13 protein-coding genes, 2 tRNA genes and 1 other RNA gene are annotated in these 17,214 nt (G+C 68.9%); 9 read left to right on the forward strand and 7 right to left on the reverse strand.

Translation table 11 applies throughout. The features are described from left to right. Nucleotides 1-15: 15 nt before the first annotated feature. Nucleotides 16-376, reverse strand: an RNA gene (gene rnpB / locus AVP41_RS02250) — RNase P RNA component class A. A gap of 103 nt (nt 377-479) precedes the next feature. On the opposite strand from rnpB, the gene AVP41_RS02255 reads away from it, so the two are divergent. Together AVP41_RS02255 and AVP41_RS02260 are read left to right on the forward strand one after the other, a co-directional pair. Further along, on the forward strand, nt 480-1,130 hold the full coding sequence (locus tag AVP41_RS02255; protein WP_082828979.1) for an LPXTG cell wall anchor domain-containing protein: 651 nt from the start codon (nt 480-482) through the stop codon (nt 1,128-1,130). Nucleotides 1,131-1,181: 51 nt separating this feature from the next. Further along, nucleotides 1,182-2,933, forward strand: a complete 1,752-nt coding sequence (locus tag AVP41_RS02260) for a DUF4012 domain-containing protein (RefSeq protein ID WP_067160177.1) — start codon at nt 1,182-1,184, stop codon at nt 2,931-2,933. 38 nt (nt 2,934-2,971) lie between these two features. On the opposite strand, the gene AVP41_RS02265 is transcribed toward AVP41_RS02260, so the two are convergent. Then, entirely contained in the window at nt 2,972-4,672 is a 1,701-nt protein-coding gene (locus AVP41_RS02265; RefSeq protein ID WP_082828981.1) for a bifunctional 3'-5' exonuclease/DNA polymerase, read from the reverse strand. Between the two features lie 19 nt (nt 4,673-4,691). After that, nucleotides 4,692-5,426, reverse strand: coding sequence for a zinc ribbon domain-containing protein (locus tag AVP41_RS02270; protein WP_067160180.1), 735 nt, complete (start codon nt 5,424-5,426; stop codon nt 4,692-4,694). Nucleotides 5,427-5,530: 104 nt separating this feature from the next. Here AVP41_RS02270 and AVP41_RS02275 point away from each other — a divergent pair, with 104 nt between their 5' ends. Next, nucleotides 5,531-7,033 (forward strand): amino acid permease, encoded by a 1,503-nt coding sequence (locus AVP41_RS02275; protein WP_067162698.1) that lies wholly within the window; start codon nt 5,531-5,533, stop codon nt 7,031-7,033. 237 nt (nt 7,034-7,270) lie between these two features. Here AVP41_RS02275 and AVP41_RS02280 read toward each other — a convergent pair. Beyond that, nucleotides 7,271-7,343: transfer RNA gene (locus tag AVP41_RS02280), tRNA-Val, on the reverse strand. Between the two features lie 173 nt (nt 7,344-7,516). Between AVP41_RS02280 and aceE the strand changes: the two genes are divergently transcribed. The 6 genes from aceE to AVP41_RS02310 all read left to right on the forward strand — a co-directional run bounded on the left by aceE (nt 7,517) and on the right by AVP41_RS02310 (nt 15,141). Then, entirely contained in the window at nt 7,517-10,246 is a 2,730-nt protein-coding gene (gene aceE / locus AVP41_RS02285) for a pyruvate dehydrogenase (acetyl-transferring), homodimeric type (RefSeq protein WP_067160183.1), read from the forward strand. 8 nt (nt 10,247-10,254) lie between these two features. Then, complete coding sequence (locus AVP41_RS02290; protein ID WP_067160187.1) at nt 10,255-11,466, forward strand: PucR family transcriptional regulator; 1,212 nt, start codon at nt 10,255-10,257, stop codon at nt 11,464-11,466. A 96-nt stretch (nt 11,467-11,562) separates the two neighbouring features. Further along, nucleotides 11,563-12,501 (forward strand): ACP S-malonyltransferase, encoded by a 939-nt coding sequence (locus tag AVP41_RS02295; RefSeq protein WP_067160190.1) that lies wholly within the window; start codon nt 11,563-11,565, stop codon nt 12,499-12,501. After that, nucleotides 12,498-13,499 (forward strand): beta-ketoacyl-ACP synthase III, encoded by a 1,002-nt coding sequence (locus AVP41_RS02300; protein WP_067160193.1) that lies wholly within the window; start codon nt 12,498-12,500, stop codon nt 13,497-13,499. Before AVP41_RS02295 ends, AVP41_RS02300 begins: the two co-directional genes overlap by 4 nt. A gap of 85 nt (nt 13,500-13,584) precedes the next feature. Further along, nucleotides 13,585-13,833 (forward strand): acyl carrier protein, encoded by a 249-nt coding sequence (locus AVP41_RS02305; RefSeq protein WP_028495632.1) that lies wholly within the window; start codon nt 13,585-13,587, stop codon nt 13,831-13,833. 69 nt (nt 13,834-13,902) lie between these two features. After that, nucleotides 13,903-15,141 (forward strand): beta-ketoacyl-[acyl-carrier-protein] synthase family protein, encoded by a 1,239-nt coding sequence (locus tag AVP41_RS02310; RefSeq protein ID WP_067160196.1) that lies wholly within the window; start codon nt 13,903-13,905, stop codon nt 15,139-15,141. Nucleotides 15,142-15,355: 214 nt separating this feature from the next. Here AVP41_RS02310 and AVP41_RS02315 read toward each other — a convergent pair whose 3' ends face one another. The 3 genes from AVP41_RS02315 to AVP41_RS02325 all read right to left on the reverse strand — a co-directional run bounded on the left by AVP41_RS02315 (nt 15,356) and on the right by AVP41_RS02325 (nt 17,211). Beyond that, nucleotides 15,356-15,859, reverse strand: a complete 504-nt coding sequence (locus AVP41_RS02315) for a DUF3145 domain-containing protein (protein ID WP_067160199.1) — start codon at nt 15,857-15,859, stop codon at nt 15,356-15,358. A gap of 133 nt (nt 15,860-15,992) precedes the next feature. After that, nucleotides 15,993-16,066: transfer RNA gene (locus AVP41_RS02320), tRNA-Ile, on the reverse strand. 62 nt (nt 16,067-16,128) lie between these two features. Beyond that, a complete protein-coding gene (locus AVP41_RS02325) occupies nt 16,129-17,211 on the reverse strand; it encodes a DMT family transporter (RefSeq protein ID WP_442922779.1) in 1,083 nt (360 codons plus the stop codon). Nucleotides 17,212-17,214: the final 3 nt, after the last annotated feature.

Here is a 17,214-nt window from a genome sequence, read left to right on the forward strand (position 1 = left end):
TCTCCGTCGGCGGGGCGAATGGGCCGGCCTGTACGCCGGGTTCTGTCCGGGGGCGTGAGCCCCGTGGACGGTCATCTCTCTCGGCGACACGTTGCCGTGCCGCTCCAGCGGCCTACCCGGGGACTCGGCGGGCCGCGTCGTCATCCCCTGTCTGGCCTTGCTCCGGGCGAGGTTTGCCGTGCGGGCCGTGTCACCACGGCCCCGGTGGTCTCTTACACCGCCCTTTCACCCTTACCCGCCGAAGTCGGCGGGCGGTCTGCTCTCTGTGGCACTGTCTCGCGGATCGCTCCGGGTGGGTGTTACCCACCGCCCTGCCCTGTGGAGCCCGGACGTTCCTCGGGGCGGTCTCCCGCCACGCGACCGTCCAGCCGACCCATTCGCGTCGGTGAGTCTAGCGCGTGCAGTGGGGAAGTAGTGTAGAGTCCTCGATGTGTGGGCCCTCTGGGGTTGGGCCCGATGAGCAGGCTGGGGGGCTTGTCATGAAAAAGTCTGTGTTCGCGCGCGCTGTCTTCGCGGGGGTGCTGTTGCTGTCGCTGCCGACGGCGGCGCACGCTGCGACGGGAGACGACTACACGCCAGGGGTCGGCGGCAGCGTCACGCTGGCCGGATCCGATGTCTCGAGCGTGTGTGAGAACAACGTTCCGTGGATCTCGTACTCGGTGACTCTGACCGATCCGGACAACCAGGTCACCGAGCGTGACGCGCACTTGGTCATCTCGGACGCATCGCACTCGACGACCATCGATCTGGGCGATCTCGGCGACGACGGTCAGCTCTCGGGCCGCGTCCTGTGGCCCGGTGCCTCGGTGGCCGGCGACGGCTCGGCGAACGGCTGGCCGGGATTCGCCAAGATCGACGACACGTGGGTGCAGACGTCGGACAACTTCGCGTGGACGCGCGGGGACATCTCGGCCAAGGTCGTCGTGAACCCCGAGGTCGAAGTGGCCCTGAGCTACCCCGCCGGGAACTGTGGGCCGGCGGTGACCGGTGCGCCCGCGGGCGTCAGTGCAGAGTCCACGCTGGCGGTGACCGGCTCGAACGCCAGCACGCTGCCGTTCCTGCTGGGCGGTGGCGCCGTGCTGCTCGTCGGCGCGGGGCTGTTCGTCTACAGCCGCCGTCGCGCACACTGATCCGTCTCCGGAGTCATGGAGGACGCGCCGTCTGAGAATCCCCGCCGCCGTGTGCGGCGAGTGATCGGATGGACGGCGCTGGCCGTACTCCTTGTCGTCATCGCCGCCAGCGCGTGGGTCGTCACCCGCGTGCTGGCGGTGAACGGTGAGGCGCAGGCTCTCGCGACACTCGAGGGTGACGCGAGAACCGCCATCGCGAAGGGAGACGTCGGCCGACTCGACGCGATTGCGCGGGAGTTCGATACACGAACCGAGGCCGCCGCGGCCGCGGTGGGCGATCCGATCTGGCGCGCCGCTGAGATCGTTCCTCTCGCGGGACCGAACCTACAGGCGATTCGTGTCACCGTGGAGCAACTCCGCACGCTTTCGACGTCGGTCGCCTCACCCACGGCTCAGGCGCTGGAGGGCATCGGTGACCGCGGCCTCATGGCGGACGGCGCCATCGACCTCGCCGTGGTGGAGTCGCTCCATGAGACCGCGGCCCGCGCCTCCACGTCGCTGGAGAAGGTGCGCTCCCGACTAAACGCGATATCGACCGGCGCGACGGTGGATCAGGTCCGTGACGGCGTGGATCAGGCGCGTCGCCTGACGACGACGTTGTCGGCGTCACTCGGTCCGATGGCCGACATCACGGGCGTTCTGCCGGCCGTGCTCGGCGGCGATGAGGAACGCACGATCCTCGTGATGTTCCAGAACAACGCCGAGTTGCGCTCCGGAGGCGGCATCACCGGTTCGTTCGCGGAGATCCGCGCCAAGAACGGAGCCCTGCGACTCGTGCGCCAAGCCGACTCGAGTGACTTCCGTCCTGCGGATGAGGATGTCGAGCCGGTCCCGGAGACCACGTCGGCCGTCTACGGCGATACGGTCGGCCGGTTCGTCCAGAACGCGACCTCGACACCCGACTTCGATCTGTCTGGCCGACTTGCGTCGACGTGGTGGAAGAAGCTCACCGGACACGCGCCCGACGTGGTGATCGCCATCGATCCCATCGTCCTGCGGGCGCTGCTCCCGGTGACCGGCGAACTGACGCTCCCCGACGGCACGGCGCTGACGCACGACACGTTCGTTCGCGACGTCCTGGTCGATCCCTACCTCGCGCTCACTGGATCGGAGCAGAGCGAGTACTTCGCCGCTCTCACCGAGCGCTACTTCACCGCGCTGACTTCGTCGCCCACGTCGCCGTCCGCGTTCTTCTCCGCCCTCCGCACGCCGGTCGAGCAGGGACGTGTCTCCGTCTGGAGTGCGCACGACGACGAGGCGGCGGTCTTCGCGGCGAGTGTCTTCGGTGGTCCCCGCGCCCGCCACATCGCCGCCGGTCCCGGTGCATTCGCCCTGTACTTCAACGACAGCACGGGCGGAAAGATGGACAGCCGTCTCGGCGTCGCGGTCGGCGCCGTCTCGGCGACCTGTCGCGCGGACAACCATGCCGTCGTCGCGGTGCAGGTCACGCTGCGCAACGACGCCCCCGCCGATGCCGGCTCGCGTTGGCCGTTGAGCATGACGGGCGGTGGGCATTGGGGCGTCGAGGCTGGACACATCGGCACGGTCGTCTCCGCCGCGGCGCCGTCGGAGTGGTTGTTCGGGGGCACACGGAAGAACGGCGAGCTGGCCGGGGCGGTCGACGTCATCGACGGAGGGAGTCCGACCAGCGCGCTGGAGGTCGATCTCGCCCCCGGGGAGTCGGTGGAGCTGGAGTTCCGCTTCGTCTCCCCCGTCGCCGGCGCGGTCGAGCCGACGCTGCTGCGCACCCCGCTCCTGCGGGCGGCTGATGAGCGGGAGCCCGCACCACTGACGTGCGGGTGAGCGCCGCCACGGAGTCGTCCAGCGTTCGCGCGCGGTGTTCAGGACTTCGCGGCGTCGTTCGAGATCCGCAGGTCGAGGGCGAAGTCGATGGGGAACCCTCCGAAGAGCAGCTCCCCCGCGGCGGCGGCGCTGTCTCTCACGGCCTCGGTGACGGCGTCGGCATCGCGCTCGGGGCAATGGACGATGATCTCGTCGTGCAGGAAGAAGGCGAGATGAGCACGCCGTCCGAAGACCGGCCCGGATGCTGCGGCTGTCGAATCCGTCGGCGGAAGCGTCCGCAGCCGCGTGCGGAGCTCGGCGAGCCAGCAGAGAGCCCACTCGGCGGCCGTTCCCTGCACCACGAAGTTGCGGGTGAAGCGGCCGCGGTCCCGCGCCGAACGACGTGCCGCTTCGGCGGCGTTCGCCGGCGCCTCAGGATCGCTCGCATTCGCCTGTAGGTGTCTCCACCGTTCCGACGGACCGGGACTGGTGCGACCGAGCCACGTCGTGACCGCCTCGCCCCGCTCGCCCGCGCGAGCAGCGTCGTCCACGAGCCCCATCGCGCGTGGATAGGCACGACGAAGAGCGGGCACCAGTCGGCCGCTGTCTCCGGTCGTCGCGCCGTACATGGCGCCGAGCACCGCGATCTTCGCCTCTTGCCTCGTCGTCACGACGCCGCCCGCGACGATGCCGGCGTACAGGTCCGTTCCGCGGGCTGCGTTCGCGAGCGCCGTATCTCGGGACATGGCCGCGAGCACCCTCGGCTCCAGTTGTGCCACATCGGCCACCACGAACACCCACCCCGGATCGGCACGGACGGCAGGTCGGAGCAGACGTGGCAGCTGCAGGGCTCCCCCGCCGGATGAGGCCCACCGACCTGTGACGACGCCCCCCGGAACGTAGACAGGCCGGAACCTCCCAGCTGCTGCCCACTCGTCGAGCCACGTCCACCCGTTCGCCGTGAGCAGCCGCGTGAGCTTCTTGTAGGCCAGGAGCGGAGGGATCGCGGGATGGTCGTACTGCGTGAGCTCCCACCGGTTGGTCGTCTGTGCCGCGATGCCCGCTCGATGGAGCGCGCGCAGCAGCTTCGGCTGCGAGTCGAGGCTGGCGTGGGGGTCACCGAGCGCCGCACGCACCTCGTCCGCGAGCCGTTGCGCCTCTCGCGGAAGGGTGCCGGGGGCGGGTCTCGGGCCGAGGAGATCCTCTAGGAGGGCTTCGTGGGTGGGGCGATGCCAGGGGAGGCCTGCGGCGTGTAGTTCGGCCGCGAGCAGCGCACCGGCGGATTCGGCGGCAAGCAGGAGGCGGAGCCGGTCGGGTTGGGTGGCGGACTCGAGTGCGCGCCGTTGGCGGTCGAACTCGGCCTGCACCTCATCGATGTCGTCGGGCAGTCGTTCGCGGTCGTCCACGAGGTCGAAGAGAGCATCGCCACCAGCGGGTGCGGGCGCCGCCGCGGCCCAGGCCGTCGCGGCCCGAAGCTCCGCCGGATCGGTGACGAGGGTGCTCAACTGCAGGATCGCGTGAGAGAGGCGCAGATCGTGGCATCGCTCGATCTCCACGCCGTCGGCCAGGAGAGCCGGGTACCAGGCCGCGGTGTCGTTCCAGACCCATCGGAGCCCCGGTGACGACTCCCGGACCCACCGGGTGAGCTCGGCATCCGCGACGACGTGTCGACGCTGCTCGGCGCCTGCGGGGTCGAGGTCGACGAGCACCGTGTCCCCCGCAGCCTGGTGTGCGACCAGGCGCCATCGCGCGTCGGTCACGGGTGGATGGCGAGTGCCCTCATGAGAGGCCCGACTCCTCGGTGCGCACGAGGATGCAGCCGCATTCCGGGCAGGTCACGACGTCGTCCTCCGCTGCCTGGGCCAGGCGGTGCAGGTCGGAGCCGGCCAGCACCATGCGACAGCCTTCGCAGGTGCGCTGGCGGAGGAGCCCGGCGCCGATCCCCCGCGCGGCGAGCCGGTCATACATCGACAGCAGATCCGCCGGGACGGTCGCCGCGACGGCGTCGCGGTCGCGCGAGGCCCCGTCGTAGGTGGCCGCTGCGCTCTCGACCGCAGCTTTGCCCTCGGCGCTGAGGCGAGCACCCTCGTCGTTGGTGGCGGCGATGAGCGCTTCCTGCGCGGCGATCTCGGATTCCGCTGCCTCGATGCGCTCCATGACCTCGAGTTCGGCCTCTTCCAGATCGTTCTTGCGCTTGGCAAGCGAGGCGATCTCGTGTCCGAGTCCTTGGGCGTCCTTCGCGCTGCTCGTGGCCGCCAGCAGTTCGGCGTCACGTGCCGCACGAGCATCCACGACGGCCACATCGGACTCGATCCGCGAGAGCTCGGCGGCGAGGTCATCGCGTGCGCCGAGAAGTCTCGTCAGCTCGACCGACTGGGCCTGGCGCTGGGCGAGGAGCTCCTGAACCCGTTGCGCCTGAGCGGGGTTCTTGCGCGCATGGTCGGCCGCGCGCAGCGTGACATCGAGCGCGGCGAGGTCGAGGAGGCGGCGCTGGTCCGTGGGGCTGGCTTTCACGCAGTCCAACCTATCGCGCGTATCCACACGCCGGCGGCCCGCTCCCCCGACGGGATCTCGCTCGGGTCTACGATGTGGTGCGGACCCGCGGAGGGAGCAACACGATGAGCGTGATGCGGACGAAGAGCGTCGAGAGATCCATCGCCGATACCGAGGAACCTGAGTTCCGTCTGAAGAAGTCCCTGTCCGCGTTCGATCTCACCGTCTTCGGTGTCGGTGTCGTCATCGGTGCCGGAATCTTCACTTTGACCGGCCGCGTCGCCCACGAAGTGGCGGGCCCTGCCATTGTCGTGAGCTTCGTCGTCGCGGCCATCGCGTGCGGCCTGGCGGCCATGTGCTACGCGGAGTTCGCGTCCACGGTCCCGGTTTCCGGATCGGCCTACACCTTCTCCTACGCGTCATTGGGCGAGTTGTTCGCGTGGATCATCGGATGGGATCTGATCCTGGAGATGTTCCTGGGCGCGGGCGTGGTGGCCCAGGGGTGGAGCGCCTATCTCGGTGTGCTCCTCGAGCAGCTGGGTCTGCCGATCCCCGAGGCCATCGGTTACGGCGGCACGGTGGACGTGATGGCGATTCTCCTCGTGATCGTCCTCGGCGCCCTGATGACGTACGGCATTCGCGAGTCGATGCGCGTGAACATGGTGCTCGTCGGCCTCAAGCTGTTCATCGTCCTCTTCGTGATTGTCGCGGGGCTGCTGTTCGTCAATCCGGCGAACTACACGCCCTTCATTCCGGATTCCGCCCCTCGAGAGACGGCGACGGGGCTCACTCAGCCCCTCCTGCAGTTCGTGTCCGGCATCGAGCCGATGGCGTTCGGTCTCGGCGGGATCTTCGCCGGCGCCGCATTGGTCTTCTTCGCGTACATCGGCTTCGACGTCGTGGCGACCACGGCCGAGGAGACGAAGAAGCCGCAGCGGGACCTCCCGATCGGGATCATCGCCTCGCTCGTCATCTGCACCGTGCTCTACTGCGCGGTCGCGCTCGTCGTGACCGGCATGGTCTCCTACGCGGATCTCGACCCGGCAGCCGCCCTCGCGAACGCCTTCGCCCACCACGGTCAGGCCTGGATGGCGACCGTGATCTCGGCGGGTGCTGTAGCTGGGCTCACCACGGTCGTCCTGACCCTCCTCATCGGTGCCACGCGCATCATCTTCGCGATGTCCCGCGACGCCCTCCTCCCCCGCTCGCTTGCGAAGGTCCACCCGACGCGCCGCACACCATGGGTGATCTCGATCATCGTCACCGTCGTGGTCGCCCTCGTCGCCGGCCTCACCCCGGTCGGGGTCCTCGAGGAGATGGTGAACATCGGGACGCTCTCCGCGTTCGTCCTGGTGTCGATCGGCGTCATCGTGCTCCGACGCACCCGCCCGGATCTGAAGCGGGGGTTCCGCGTGCCGTGGAGTCCTGTGCTTCCCGCGCTCTCCGCGGCCATCTGCACCTATCTCATGCTCAACCTGACTGTCGAGACGTGGCTGCGGTTCCTGATCTGGCTCGCCCTGGGATTCGTCATCTACTTCGCCTACGGCCGAGGTCACTCCCGTCTGGGTGCGGACGACGCGCCGTACTTCAATCCCGCTGAGCCGAAGATCGTCGGACGCGACGGCTGATCAGGACGTGTCCCGAGGAGAATTCCGCTCAGCGCGTCTGGATCGTGAGATCCGCGAACGGGTGAACGATGGCTGGACAGTCGTGGAGCGGCGCCCCGATGGGGTGCTCCTGACACACCCCGCGCCGCCGCCCGCATGGTGGGTCCTCTGGGCGTGAGCCGTGGCGGGACCGGGCGGTGACGTCGACGGACAGCGGAGGAGAGAGAGGGGGGCTCCGCGGTGGGCGGGGATGATGGGTGGGCCCTGCCGGGATCGAACCGACGACATCCACGGTGTAAACGTGGCGCTCTACCAGCTGAGCTAAAGGCCCGCGGTGTCGAGTCTAGCGGCGCGGCGCAGCGCCGCTCTCGACCCCGCCCGACGGCGCCGGGAGGGGCGGTGAGTGACTAGGCTGATCCAGGATGCGTTGTCGTTGCTTCACAAAGCCCGGCGCCTCCACAGCCCCATCCCTGGTATGACCTGCCAGAAGACGAAAGGTGTCCCGTGACTGTCAACGATCAGGATCCGTACTCCCAGGGCCCGCAGGACAGCGATCCCGAAGAGACGCACGAATGGCAGGAATCCCTGCATCAGCTCGTCGACGCCAAGGGTGCCGGCCGGGGTCGCGAGATCATGCTGAGCCTGCTGCAGGCATCGCGTGAGCTGCAGCTGAACGTGCCGCAGATCCCCACGACCGACTACATCAACACGATCGCGCCGGAGAACGAGCCCGAGTTCCCCGGAGACGAGGAACTGGAGCGCCGGTATCGCCGGTGGATCCGCTGGAACGCGGCGCTGACCGTTCACCGTGCGCAGCGCCCCGGCATCGGCGTCGGCGGCCACATCTCCACCTACGCCTCGTCTGCCTCTCTCTACGAGGTCGGCTTCAACCACTTCTTCCGGGGCCTCGACGACCCGAGCGGTGGCGACCAGGTGTTCGTGCAGGGCCACGCCTCCCCCGGCATCTACGCGCGGTCGTTCCTCGAGGGGCGCCTCTCCGCCGACCAGCTCGACGGATTCCGCCAGGAGAAGTCGCAAGCGCCGCTGGGCATCCCCTCCTACCCGCACCCGCGGCTGATGCCGGACTACTGGCAGTTCCCCACCGTGTCGATGGGTCTTGGACCGATCAACGCCATCTACCAGGCGATGACGAACAAGTACCTCACCAACCGCGGCATCAAGGACCTCTCCGACTCCCACGTCTGGGCGTTCCTCGGCGACGGTGAGATGGACGAGGTCGAGAGCCGTGGTCAGCTGCAGGTTGCGGCCAACGAGGGCCTCGACAACCTGACCTTCGTGGTCAACTGCAACCTGCAGCGCCTCGACGGTCCCGTCCGCGGCAACGGCAAGATCATTCAGGAGCTCGAGAGCTTCTTCCGCGGCGCCGGCTGGAACGTCATCAAGGTCGTCTGGGGCCGCGGCTGGGATGAGCTGCTGGAGAAGGACCGTGACGGTGCGCTCGTGCACCTCATGAACACGACCCCCGACGGCGACTTCCAGACCTACCGCGCCGAGGACGGCAAGTTCATCCGCGACCACTTCTTCGCGCGCGACGAGCGGACGCTCGAGATGGTGAAGGACTGGTCCGACGACGACATCTGGGGCAAGCTCCGCCGTGGTGGCCTGGACTACCAGAAGGTGTACGCCGCGTACAAGACGGCCGTCGAGCACAAGGGCCAGCCCACCGTCATCCTCGCCAAGACGATCAAGGGCTACGGGCTCGGTCACCACTTCGAGGGGCGCAACGCGACGCACCAGATGAAGAAGATGACGCTCGACGACCTCAAGCACTTCCGCGACTCGATGCGTATCCCGATCACCGACGCGCAGCTCGAGGAGAACCCCTACCTCCCGCCGTACTTCCACCCCGGTATGGAGGACGAGACGATCCAGTACATGGTCGAGAAGCGTCGTGCGCTGGGAGGCTTCCTCCCGGAGCGCCGCACGCACCACGTGCCGATCGCCCTCCCCGATGACAACGCCTACGCGCTCCCCAAGAAGGGCTCCGGCACGCAGGAGGTCGCCACCACGATGGCGTTCGTCCGGTTGCTGAAGGACCTCCTGCGGGTGAAGGACTTCGGTCACCGGATCGTCCCGATCATCCCCGACGAGGCGCGCACCTTCGGGCTCGACGCGTTCTTCCCGACCGCGAAGATCTACAACCCCAACGGCCAGAACTACACCTCGGTCGACCGCGAGCTGCTCCTGGCCTACAAGGAGAGCCCGCAGGGTCAGATCATGCACGTCGGCATCAACGAGGCGGGAGCCGTCGCGGCGTTCACGAACGTCGGCACGGCGTACTCGACCCACGGCGAGCCGCTCATCCCGGTCTACATCTTCTACTCGATGTTCGGATTCCAGCGCACGGGTGACGCCCAGTGGGCAGCCGGCGACCAGATGGCCCGCGGTTTCATCATGGGCGCCACCGCCGGTCGCACGACGCTCACCGGTGAAGGGCTCCAGCACGCCGACGGGCACTCGCACCTGCTCGCCTCGACCAACCCCGCCACCATCTCGTACGACCCGGCCTACGGCTACGAGATCGCGCACATCGTGCGCGCGGGAATCGAGCGGATGTACGGCGGCAACCACCCCGACCCCAACGTGATGTACTACATCACCCTCTACAACGAGCCGCTCGTGCAGCCGGCCGAGCCCGAGGGTGTCGACGTCGAGGGCATCGTGCGGGGCATGCACCGGATCTCGACCGGCGAGGGCGACGGCCACCGTGCCCAGCTCCTCGCCTCGGGCGTCGGCGTGCCGTGGGCGCTGGAAGCGCAGCAGCTCCTCAAAGACGACTGGGGCGTCGTGGCCGACGTGTGGTCGGTCACGAGCTGGACGGAGCTGCGTCGCGACGGTCTCGCCGCGGACGAGCACAACTTCCTCCACCCGCTCGACGAGCCGCGGTCCGCCTACGTGTCCGACCGGCTGCGGGAGACCGAGGGCCCCGTCATCGCGGTCAGCGACTTCATGCACGCCGTGCAGGATCAGATCCGTCCGTGGGTGCCGCGTCGCTTCGCGACTCTCGGCGCCGACGGCTTCGGCTTCTCCGACACCCGGCCCGCGGCCCGGCGATACTTCAAGATCGACGGCCCGTCGATCGTCGTCCGCACGCTGCAGGCGCTCGCGGAGGACGGTCTGGTCGACCGCTCCCTGTCGGCGCAGGCGATCGAGAAGTACCGTCTGCACGACGTGACCGCCGGCACGAGCGGGAACGCAGGCGGCGAGAGCTGAGCTCGCGCATGCCGACCAGACCCACCCCGCAGGAGAAAGCCGAGACGCTCGCGTGGTTGCGTCGCATCTCGGGAGACCTCGCGACGGCGACGATCCAGCGCCTCGAGGACACCCTTCCGTGGTACGCGGAGATGCCGCCCGCGCGGCGCTCCGCGGTGGGTCTGGTCGCGCAGGCGGGGATCTCGGCATTCATCCAGTGGTATGACGACCCCACGGCCCAGCCGTGGATCGCGGCCGACATCTTCGCCGCGGCGCCGCGCGAGCTCCTCCGCAGCGTGAGCCTCACGCAGACCCTTCAGCTGATCCGGGTCACCGTGGAGGTGACCGAGGAACGTGTCGCCGGTCGCGGTGAGGATCTGCGCGAGAGCACTCTGCTCTACTCGCGAGAGGTCGCCTTCGCTGCCGCCGACGTCTACGCCCGGGCGGCCGAAGCCCGAGGGCTGTGGGACGCGCGACTCGAAGCGCTCGTGGTCGACTCGATCCTCACCGGTGAGTCCGATGAGGAGCTGCCGAGCAGGATCGCCGCCCTCGGTTGGCACGGCCACGGCGAGGTGGCGGTGCTCGTGGGCACCACTCCCCCTCAGTTCGACGTGGACCACCTGCGTCGGCTGGCTCGCAAGCTCGGCGTCGACGTGCTGATCGGTGTGCAGGGTGTCCGCCTCGTCCTCGTCATCGGTCGCGCCGATCCACCCGGAGCGAGCGAACGCGAGGACAAGCTCTCGTTCCCGGAGATCGCCAAGCGCCTCGAGCCGGGCTTCGGCAGCGGACACCTGGTCCTGGGCCCCCCGGTCCCCGCGCTCGTCGATGCCGGCCAGAGTGCGCGCGCGGCCCTCGCGGGCTTCGCCGTCGCGAAGGCCTGGCGTCACGCACCTCGTCCGGTCGAGGCGGACGATCTGCTCCCGGAACGGGCTCTGGCAGGCGATCCCCTCGCGAAGGCGACGCTGGTCGAGCGGATCTACCGGCCGCTCCAGGCGCATTCGACCGATCTCGTGGCGACGCTCTGGAGCTACCTGGACAACGGCCGGTCGCTGGAGGCGACGGCGCGCGAGCTGTTCGTCCATCCGAACACCGTGCGGTATCGCCTCAAGCGGGTTTCGGACGTGATCGGCTGGGACGCGACGGGGCCGCGGGAGGCGCTCATCCTCCAGACCGCGCTCATCATCGGATCGATCGGCACCGACGTCACCCGCCGGCGTTCGCCCGCGCCGCGGCGAGGCTGAGTCGGGCGGTATCCTGTCCGACGCGCACAAAGGTCTTCGTGTTTCTTGTGACTGTCTCGCCAGTCGGCGAGCATCTGTTCTTGGGAGGATAGGGAAGTGATCATTGCTGTCTTCCCCGGTCAGGGGTCGCAAACACCGGGTTTCCTCGAGCCGTGGCTCGAGCTCGACGGTGCACGCGAGCGGCTGGCCGGGTTCTCCGAGCTCGCCGACGTCGACCTCGGGGCGGCCGGGACGACGTGGGACGCCGAGCGCATCCGCGACACGCGCGTCGCTCAGCCGCTGATCGTCGCCGCCAGCCTCCTGTCCTGGCACGCGCTCGACAGTCGCGCTCCGGCCCTCCCTCAGGGTGTCGCCGGGCATTCTGTCGGGGAGATCTCTGCCCTGGCCGCCGCGGGCGTCCTCACAGACGCCGACGGCATGCGCCTGGTCGGCATCCGGGGTCGTGCGATGGCGGATGCTGCTGCTGCCGAGGAGACCGGGATGAGCGCAGTCCTCGGCGGTGATCAGGACGCGGTCGTCGCCCGACTCGAAGAGCTCGACCTCACCCCGGCCAACTACAACGGCGGCGGCCAGATCGTCGCCGCCGGTGCCGCATCTGCGCTCTCCGCGTTGTCCGAGACGCCGCCGCCGGCCACGCGCGTCATCCCCCTGTCCGTCGCGGGTGCGTTCCACACGCGCTTCATGGCGCCTGCCGTCGAGACGCTGCGAGCTGCGGCCCAGGGTGTGAACCCCGCCGCTCCGGCGCGGACGCTCTGGACGAACCGCGACGGCTCCGTCGTCACGGATGGCCGCGCCGCGCTCGACCTGCTCGTCGAACAGGTCGCTTCGCCTGTCCGCTGGGACCTGTGCATGGCCTCGTTCGCCGAGCACGAGGCACACGGGATCATCGAGTTCGCACCGGCCGGCGCGCTGACCGGTCTCGCCAAGCGAGCGCTGCGCGGTGTTCCCACCGTCGCGCTCAAGACGCCGGAAGACCTCGATGCGGCCATTGCGCTGCTCTCCACCGACAACGACACCCAGGGAGGCGCCGCGTGACCGTTACGCTCAAGCAGTCCACCGGTCCCGCGCACACGCGCATCTACGCCTACGGCGCGGCACGGGGCGAGAACCTCGTGCCGAACGATGACCTCGTGGGCCCGATCGACTCGAGCGACGAATGGATCCGCCAGCGCACCGGCATCGTCACACGCGCACGCGCGAGCAGCGACGTCACGGCGATCGATCTGGCCACCGACGCCGTCGCCGAGGCGATCGCCCGTTCCGGGGTGGCGCCGTCGGACGTCGATGCCGTGATCGTCTCCACCATCTCCAACCCGAAGCAGACGCCGTCAGTGTCCGCGATCGTGGCCGACCGCGTCGGCGCGAACCCGGCAGCAGCGTACGACGTCAACGCCGCGTGCGCGGGCTTCGCGTATGGAGTGGCGCAGGCCGACGCACTCATCCGCGCCGGCGCCGCGACGTATGTCGCGGTCGTCGGCACGGAGAAGCTCAGCGACATCGTCGATCCCACCGACCGGTCCATCTCGTTCCTTCTCGGAGACGGCGCGGGAGCCGTCATCGTCGGGCCGAGCGACTTCCCGGGGATCGGACCGACGGTGTGGGGCTCGGACGGTTCGAAAGCCGATGCTGTCGGGATGAACCACACGCTCGTGGAGTTCCGCGACGGCGTAACACCGTGGCCGACGCTCCGTCAGGAGGGCCCCACGGTGTTCCGCTGGGCAGTGTGGGAGATGGTGAAGGTCGCCCGTCGCGCGCTCGAAGAGGCAGGCGTGGAGCCCAGCGATCTCGCGGCCTTCATTCCGCATCAGGCGAACATGCGCATCATCGATGAGTTCGCCAAGCAGCTGGGGCTGCCGGAGAGCGTCGCGATCGGTCGCGACATCGAGACCACGGGGAACACGTCGGCGGCATCCATCCCGCTGGCCACCCACCGCTTGCTCGAGGAGCGGCCGGAGCTCTCGGGCGGCCTCGCCCTCCAGATCGGCTTCGGTGCCGGGCTCGTGTTCGGGGCGCAGGTGGTCGTCCTCCCGTGAGGCGACTCGTCGCGCACCTAGACTTGCTACCGGCCGTGTGCCGGTGACACCTCATCCAGACCATCAGAAAACAAGGAGACATCCCATGGCATTCACCAACGACGAGGTCCTCGCAGGGCTCGCCGAGCTCATCACCGACGAGACCGGCATCTCCGCCGACGAGGTCGCGCTCGAGAAGTCCTTCACCGATGACCTCGACATCGACTCCATCTCGATGATGACGATCGTCGTCAACGCCGAGGAGAAGTTCGGCGTGACCATTCCCGACGAAGAGGTCAAGAACCTCAAGACCGTCGGCGACGCGGTGACCTTCATCACGTCCAACCAGGCCTGACCTGCACGAGCCCCGACGGGGACGGTGCGGGACTCGCATCCGTCCCCGTCGCCGCAGTATGAGGAACACATGAGCAACAAGCGCATCGTCGTCACCGGAATCGGCGCGTCCAGCCCCATCGGCGGAACCGCCCCCGAGAGCTGGGAGGCTCTCCTCGCCGGTGCGTCCGGCACGAGCACCCTCGAGTACGACTGGGTCGAGAAGTACTCGCTTCCTGTCACCTTCGCCGCCCAGGCCAAGGTGCGGCCCGACACGGTGCTGGAGCGACCGGTCGCCAAGCGACTCGATCCGTCGTCTCAGTTCGCCCTCGTGGCCGCGATGGAGGCGTGGGCCGATGCCGGCTCCCCCGAGGTCGAGCCCGAGCGTCTCGGGATCGACTTCGCCACGGGGATCGGCGGACTGTGGACCCTGCTGGACGCGTGGGACACGCTGCGCGAAAAGGGACCTCGTCGCGTTCTGCCGATGACCGTTCCCATGCTCATGCCCAACGCCGCGGCCGGGAACCTCTCGCTCCACTTCGGTGCCCGTGCCTACGCGCGGACGGTGGCCAGTGCGTGCGCCTCCAGCACCGAGTCGCTGGTCAACGCCGTCGAGCACCTGCGGGCCGGCCTCGCCGATGTCGTGATCGCCGGGGGGACCGAATCGGTCATCCACCCGATCACCATCTCCTCCTTCGCATCGATGCAGGCGCTGTCGCGTCGCAACGACTCCCCCGAGACCGCTTCTCGCCCGGCCAGCATCGACCGTGACGGCTTCGTCATGGGCGAGGGGGCCGGCGTGCTGATCCTCGAGACCGAGGAGCACGCCAAGGCGCGCGGTGCCAAGATCTACGCGGCCGTCGTCGGAGGCGGCGTCACGGCCGATTCTTACCACATCACGGCCAACGACCCCGAGGGGACCGGTGCCGCGCGCGCCGTGCACCTGGCGCTCAGCGCCGCCGGACGGTCCGTGGACGAAGTCACGCACGTCAACGCGCACGCCACCTCGACGCCCGTCGGCGACCCGAACGAGTACGTGGCTCTCCACAGCGTCTTCGGCGATCGGATCGACGAGATCCCGGTCTCAGCCACCAAGGCCTCGACGGGGCACCTTCTGGGCGGCACCGGCGCGCTGGAGGCCATCTTCACGGTCCTGGCGCTCCGCGACCGCGTGGCGCCTCCGACGATCAACCTCACCGAGCAGGATCCCGCTGTTCCCTTCCGCCTCTCGGGACAGCCCATGCCGCTCGGTGCCGGTGACCAGCTCGCGATCAGCAACTCCTTCGGGTTCGGTGGCCACAACGCCGTCGTGGCCTTCGAATCGGTCTGACCAACCTGCCCAGACGAAAGGACGCCCTCCGCGAAGCCAGCGGAGGGCGTCCTTCTTTCGGGTGAGGCGGCCGGCACGTGTTCCCACTCCCCGGGAAGCCGTCCGAGGGCGGTACTGGCGCTCCCGCGCCGCCTGGTGTGTGAAGTTGTGCCGACGGCCCGATGAGCCCCTCATCAGAGAGGTGTCGGGGCCGGTGGGTCCGTCTCGCGCGGCCTCAGCCGACTTTGTGGAGCCAGACCACGGGTGCATCGTCGCTGGCGTGGCGGAAGGGCTCGAGCTCCTCATCCCACGCCGCGCCGAGGGCGACATCGAGTTCGCGCTGGAGCTCGGCGACATCGCCGGCCGCGATCTCCATCGCGTAGCGAATGCGGTCCTCCCCGATGACGACGTTGCCGGCAGTATCGGTCTGGGCGAAGTGGATGCCGAGACCCGGCGTGTGCAGCCAGCGCCCTCCGTCGCTGCGGGGCGTCGGGTCCTCCGTCACCTCGAAGCGCAAGTGCTCCCACCCGCGGATAGCGGTGGCCAGGGCGGCGCCGGTACCGACGTTGCCCTCCCAGTAGAACTCGGCGCGGCGACTGCCCGCGAGCACCGGCTGGTCCGCCCAATCGAAGTTGACGGCGTGGCCGAGGGCGCGTCCCACCGCCCACTCCAGGTGGGGGCACAACGCGCGTGGCGCGGAGTGAATGAAGATCACTCCACGCGCTTGATGTGTCGCCATCGTTCTCTCCGTTTCGTCAGGTACGTCTTCCCCTACGACCTGAACGGTGCGAGCCGATGTGCGGCGATGTATGTGGTTGTGCATTCAGTATGACGGACGCGCTGGACGAATGACAAGCCTGTCATTCGTCATGTAGGGCGGGTGGGACTTGAACCCACGATCGTCGGGTTATGAGCCCGCTGCCTTGACCAGCTTGGCCACCGCCCCTCCCGGCGTGAACGCCGGCCGCGGCCACTGGGGCCGCTCCCCCGAGCCTACCGGTGTGGGGGCTACCGCCGCGGTCGCAGATCCTTGTCGTCGTCCACGGGCGGATCAGGCCAGACCTTGGAGACGGCCTCCGTGATCCGGATCGAGCCGGTCTTCGTCGACGGCAGGTCGGACAGCGAGCCGCTGCTCCCCCGCGCGATGGGGATCTCCTGGCTGTTGCTCACGACCTCGGGGTGGTAGCGGGCGAGCTGGAAGACGCCGGCGACGGCCAGCGCCCCGGCCGCGGCGAATCCGATGTAGGCACCGAAGGGCGCCCCCTCCGCCTCGCGCAGCACGACGAGTCCGATCACGATGGCGATCATGGGGTCGACGACCGTCAGCCCCGCGATCACGAGGTCGGGGGGGCCAGAGGCGTAGGCGGTCTGCACGAAGTAGGCACCGACCGCCGTCCCGGCCAAGAGGGCGGCGACACACAGCATCGTGAGCCACTCGAAATCGCCCGAGGAGATCCGGCTGATGACGACCTTTGCGAGGGTGGCGACGAAGCCGTAGACGATGCCGGCCGCGACGATGTAGAAGAGCGCGCCCATACGGTGTCTGAGCCACGCCCACAGCCCTGAGAGGACGAGCACGACCGCCGCGAGGATGATCAGCACCGTGATGAGCTGCCCGTCCGAGATGGGCGTCTCGGTGGCGTAGAGAGCGGCGATGGTGACGAACACCAGAATCCCGCCGACGCACATGGTGATGGCCGCGATCGAACGTCGGGTGGGGCGGTGGCCGGAGATCCGTGCATTGAGGAGCGTCGTGATGACCAGCGAGACGGCCCCGAGGGGCTGCACCAGGATAAGGGGGGCGTAGGTGAGCGCCGCGAGCTGGCAGACGATCGCGAGACCCAACATGAGGGTGCCGATCACCCACGACGGACGGCGCAGGAGGTTGAGGAGCTGTCCACCGGTGAGACCGGTGCCGCCATCGACCTTCGTCAGGCGCTCGACCTTCTGCACACCGCGGTGCTGGTACTGGGCGCCGAACGACATGAACACGGCGCCGAGAAGGGCGAGGGGGATGCCGATCAGGATCCCGGGGTCGCGAAAGACCCCCACGAGCTCCTCGGTGAGGTCATCGATGGCAAGCTCCGCGATTCC

This window comes from Microbacterium sp. TNHR37B, from assembly GCF_001620065.1.
In the GTDB taxonomy this organism is placed as follows: Bacteria; Actinomycetota; Actinomycetes; order Actinomycetales; family Microbacteriaceae; genus Microbacterium.